Source organism: Allochromatium warmingii (assembly GCF_900107145.1).
Lineage (GTDB): Bacteria > Pseudomonadota > Gammaproteobacteria > Chromatiales > Chromatiaceae > Thermochromatium > Thermochromatium warmingii.
In genome coordinates this window covers 1-2722 of sequence record NZ_FNOW01000077.1, presented here as the reverse complement: position 1 = coordinate 2722, position 2722 = coordinate 1, and the positions used below count along the sequence as shown (strand labels likewise).

At 53.7% G+C, this 2722-nt stretch carries 3 protein-coding genes; all 3 read left to right on the top strand.

What is annotated here, in order from left to right:
• The coding region (locus BLW10_RS13450; RefSeq protein ID WP_091335541.1) for a transposase family protein at positions 1 to 304 on the top strand (304 nt) is incomplete at its 5' end.
• A 299-nt stretch (positions 305 to 603) separates the two neighbouring features.
• Positions 604 to 1560, top strand: a complete 957-nt coding sequence (locus tag BLW10_RS13445) for a glycosyltransferase family protein (protein ID WP_091335538.1) — start codon at positions 604 to 606, stop codon at positions 1558 to 1560.
• A gap of 93 nt (positions 1561 to 1653) precedes the next feature.
• Positions 1654 to 2625, top strand: a complete 972-nt coding sequence (locus BLW10_RS13440) for a sulfotransferase family protein (RefSeq protein ID WP_091335536.1) — start codon at positions 1654 to 1656, stop codon at positions 2623 to 2625.
• Positions 2626 to 2722: the final 97 nt, after the last annotated feature.

Genomic DNA, 2722 nt, shown 5'->3' with positions numbered 1-2722 from the left:
GGCAGATCTCGGATTTTTAGGGGCAAACAAAGATTATGGGTCAAAATCCAAGATCGTTTTACCACATAAAAAACCAAGAAAGTCTAAGAAAAATCTATCTCCAGCTTTGACCGAAAAGCAGGAAAAAGCGAATAAAGCGCACGCCCAAAAGCGTGTTGTTGTTGAACATGCGATTGGAGGCATGAAGCATTTTCACTGCCTAACACATCGCGTTCGCAATCAATCCGTTTTATTCATTGACCAATTTTTGGGACTTTGGAGCCGGACTCTGGAACTTCAAAATAGCCTAAAATCAATAAGTTAGCGTGCGGTACAAGTCTAATTTCTTTTCTCTGTAATCGCTCGACTTGATGCGCTTGAAAAGCGGCTGTAAAATCCGTTACCAGTTGATCGAACTTTGCCCGACTCATGCCAATTGTAGCCTTAATCACGCGATCATTATCCAGATTTTTAAATTTCTCAAAAATCATGATATAGCCTCAAAACTAAATTTTACTCGATTTTGACAAAAATATTATAGGGTCGCTTTTCTGTCGGTACAAGTCTACTATCTAGTCGAAAATACAACCATGATTGCTAGCGCCTCAGGTTAACAAGATCATTATGGCGATCGCTATAGCCGCTCTGGTGTCCCAAGAACCTGATCTTTTAAGGCTGTTTGCAGCTTATCACCTAACTCTCGGGATCGATAAGATTTTTCTCTATTTCGATTACCCATTACAAACGCTCAAGCTAGCTAATAGTTTACCGAATTCAGTTGAATGCATTCCCTGTTCCCCCCAATTTTGGCTAGCGCAACAGACGAAACGCCCTGAACTTCTGACCGGACGCATCATCGCCATTCGTAAGGATGCCATCGCTCGAGCCAGGCTTCTCGGTATTGACGCTCTGGCTTTCATCGATTCCGACGAATTCCTTTACTCAGACGCTTTCTTTCCAGATATCATTACAGCGCATCTCAAGTGCTTCGACGCTGTCTGCCTGCTCCCTTGCGAGGCAGTTCATGACACTGAAAGTCTTAGCGGGTTGCCGTTTAGCCAACGTTACTTCAAGGTATTACCACCACTGGGATCCGCACACCCCGTTGAAACCTTGTATCCGCAACTCGGGGTAGAGATTAGCAAAGACGGTTTCATGGGGCATAGGCAAGGTAAAAGTATTATCTCAACCGATGCGCGGATTCCCGGATTGGATCGTAATCATCGCCCAACGCTTGCAAATGGCCAACCCCCTTCAATCGTTGATGATGCGATCCTGCTACATTTTGACGGCATCGATTTCAGGAGCTGGCAAAACAAGTGGCGCAAGCGTCTTGCCGGGAATGGCAAGAAGGAGCGCCTAACGCCTCAGCGTCATCGACAGATCGAACAGATTGAACAGGCGATCGCGAAAGGCGAGGAAGCAGAACGTATGCTGTATGAATCATACTTTTTTCTCACTCATGATCGTCTTGCGCACGGCATTGCCCTGAATGCAATTAGGCAACCATCCCGCCTAGGGGAGCTGATGACTAAGGCGCGAACATTAGCTCGGGAATTCCAAGTGGCTGGCAGATTGTAGTCCAGCATCTAGGTTTTCGTGAAGCCTTAGTTCGAATAACGGGTCTACTAACCCTTAATCTCTTGGCGAGTCTGCGACAAGACCCACCCAGCCATGCAACTCATCGTCCTCGGCATGCACCGCTCCGGCACCTCGGCGGTGACGCGCATGATCAACATGATGGGGGCCTACCTAGGCGCCGAGGGCTGCTTTCAGGCGGCAAGCCCATCGAACCCCAAGGGCCATTGGGAACGGCGCGATGTGATGCAGTTCAACGACGCGCTGTTCCGCTCCGTCGGTGCCAGCTGGTGGCAGCTGAGCGGGTTCGATGCCGCTAACATCCCCGCCGAGGCGCGTGCCGAGTTCGAGGGGAAAGCACGCAACCTGATCCTGAATCTGGACGCCAACCGCCCCTGGGTGCTCAAGGATCCGCGCTTGTGCGTGCTCTTTCCCTGCTGGCGGCCACTGCTCGAGGTGCCGGTGATCGTCCATGTCTTTCGGCATCCGATTCAGGTGGCGCAGTCGCTTAAGGCGCGCGAGGGCTTTCCGCTGGCGTTCGGCATCGCACTCTGGGAGCGGCATCTGCGCGATGCCATCCACAGCAGCCGTGGTCTGCCGCGCCTAGCCGTGCGCCATGAGGACATGCTCAGCGACCCGGTCGGCGCCACCGGGCAGTTGTTCGAGACCCTGAGCACGCTCGAGGTGCAGGGGCTGCGCCGACCCACCGCACGCGAGATCACCGCCTTTATCGACCCGCGCCTGCACCGGCAGCAAGGCGGCGACAGCTTGGCGCGTGAGCACATGGAGGCCGAGCAGTGGGCACTCTACCAGGCCGTCCAAGCGCTGGACTGGTCGGCAATCGAGGCCTTGGCTGCCCAGCCGCTCAGCGCCGCTAGTAGGCGTAACCTGCATGAGTATCCAGAGGCCGCGCAACGGCCGAAGGCGCCATCGCCGGCACCGACATCCGCTCCAGCAGCGCCTCCGGCTCCACCCACGGAGGCCACCGCGCCAACCGAGACGCCGGCCCTGCTCATGGCGCGCTTACAAGGCGATCGCGCTATCAGAGTATTGACAATCATCAGTTGAGTAGGTAGCCAAGTACCTTTTGTCTCGACGCCTGAGCCGCCGATGTCGCCGAAATTGTTAGATCCCCGTCCGTACTTTGCTGATCTTGCCGATCCAC

Bases quoted from the DNA above. Each gene is read 5' to 3' on its own strand.
- BLW10_RS13445 (WP_091335538.1), top strand. From the start codon at position 604: ATGGCGATCGCTATAGCCGCTCTGGTGTCCCAAGAACCTGATCTTTTA.
- BLW10_RS13440 (WP_091335536.1), top strand. From the start codon at position 1,654: ATGCAACTCATCGTCCTCGGCATGCACCGCTCCGGCACCTCGGCGGTG.